The organism is Herbaspirillum sp. UBA812 (assembly GCF_002296545.1).
GTDB lineage: Bacteria > Pseudomonadota > Gammaproteobacteria > Burkholderiales > Burkholderiaceae_D > Herbaspirillum > Herbaspirillum huttiense.
Genome location: NZ_DBIC01000030.1, coordinates 830 through 2,811 on the forward strand (window position 1 = coordinate 830; position 1,982 = coordinate 2,811).

2 protein-coding genes are annotated in these 1,982 nt (G+C 66.4%); both read right to left on the reverse strand.

All coding sequences use genetic code 11. The features are described 5' to 3' along the window. Positions 1-594: DUF3391 domain-containing protein (locus B3873_RS01590; RefSeq protein ID WP_286863694.1), on the reverse strand; the 594-nt coding region annotated here is incomplete at its 3' end. Positions 595-775: 181 nt separating this feature from the next. After that, positions 776-1,982 (reverse strand): PLP-dependent aminotransferase family protein (locus B3873_RS01595; protein WP_286863695.1); only part of this gene is annotated, 1,207 nt, incomplete at its 5' end.

Below are 1,982 nucleotides of genomic sequence, written 5' to 3' on the forward strand. Positions count from 1 at the left end.
GAAGGCCTTGCCCACATCGTGCAGGAAGCCGCCCAGGCCGGCTTCGCGGCAGGCCTTCTCATCCAGGCCCAGGGTGCGGCCCAGGGCCACCATCAGGGCGCAGACCGCCACCGAGTGCAGGTAGGTATATTCATCGGCCAGCTTCAGGCGCAGCACGCTGAGCGTGCCATTCGGGCTTTGCAGGACGGCACCGGCAATTTCTTCCACCACCGTGACGCAGCGCTCCATGTCCAGCGCCTTGCCCAGCCGGGCTTCGCTGAACATGGCCTTGGTCGCCTTCTTGGCGTTCTCGCGCAGGGCTTCGGCTTCCATCAGGGTGGTGTCGATGTCGGGACCGGGCGGCAGTTCGGGGCTCGGCTCGGCGGGCGCTGCGGCTTCATCCGGCCCGGCCTCGGCAGCCGCTTCGGCCACATCCAGGCCGCGCTCCGGATCGATCCAGCAGTGCTCGATGCCGCTGCCATGCGCCTGCCTGAGGTCGGCTTCGTTCTTGAGCAGGAACTTGTTCTTCCAGAACGGATGGTCCAGCCAGGCCGCTTCGAAGCCGCAGAAATACATCCCGAGGACCAGATCCTCCGTTTTAATTTTTTTCAACATTTCTCGTACATATTTCCGGCGCACCGGGGAACGGGTTGGCGTGGCATCCCTGGGCCGCAGGCGGTGGAGCGCCGAGGGCAGTGCGGTCAGGATTGCCGGTCGTTAATGATCTCATATGCATGACCATATGTGAAAGATTCTGCTTGTTGCAATTTCGCTAATTTCGCCCCGGGCGGGCCGCTCAGACCACCGCCGGCTTGATCAGCGGCTGCTCGGCGAGGGTGCTGCGGATCAGGCCCAGGGCGTGCTGCAGGTCGCTGCGACTGGCGATGCCGCCGATGCACACCCGCACCGCCTGCAGCGGGGCCGCTGTCACGGAGAAGGCGTCCACGCCCACCACGGCCACGCCGTTGCTGCGCATCTGCGCCGAAAAGCTGCTGGCCTGCCAGCCGCCGGGCAGCTTGAGCCACAGATGGAAGGCCTCCGCTTCCGAGGCATAGCTGTGCTCGGGGAGGATGCGGGCCACGATTTTCTGCCGCGCCATCGATTCCTTGCGGATGTTGGCCAGCGCCAGGTCGGCCACACCGTCGCGGATCCAGTGCGTGGCGAGGGTCGAGGTGAGTGGCGAGGCCATCACCGTGGTGGCGCGCAGGGCTGCGGTCAGGCGCGCAGCAGCGGCAGCGTCGGGGGCCACCATGTAGGCAATGCGCAGGCCCGCGCCTACGCTTTTGGCCAGGCCGGTCACATAGTAGGTCAGTTCGCTGCCGATGCTGGCGATGGCCGGTGGCGCTGCGCGTGGCAGGAACCCATAGGCGTCATCCTCGATGATGGCCACTTCATAGTGGCGCGCAATGTCCACCAGCGCCTGGCGGCGTGACAGCGAGGTGGTGCAGGTGGTCGGATTGAGCAGGGTGGGATTGCAGTACAGCGCCTTGGGCGCATATTGCGCGCAGGCACCGGCGAAGGCCACGGCATCGATGCCTTCGTTGTCCATCGGCAAGCCGACCAGCTTGATGTTGAGATGGCCGGCCAGCGCCCGCAGGCCGGGATAGGTCACGTCCTCGCAACAGAGCACGCCGCCCGGCCCGACCAGCATGGTCAGGATGGCCAGCAGCGCACATTGTGCGCCCGGCGTCACCAGCACCCGTTCCGGTTCCACTACCAGCGCGCGCCGGCGCAGCCAGAGCGCGCCGGCCTCACGATCCTCAGTCGAGCCGCCGAAATCCTGATAGCGCAGCAGATCACGCAGGCGCCCGTTGACCTTGTTCCAGCCCGCCTGCATCAATTCCATCAGCTCCGGCGACTCCGGCTCGGGCGGCATGTTCATCGACATGTCGACGTTGGGCCGGCCTTCGGTCACGCGCGGAATGCGCGGCCGGCGCTTGCCGCAGACGAAGGCGCCTCGTCCCACTACCGAATCCACCAGGCCGCGCCCAGGCGCTTCCGAA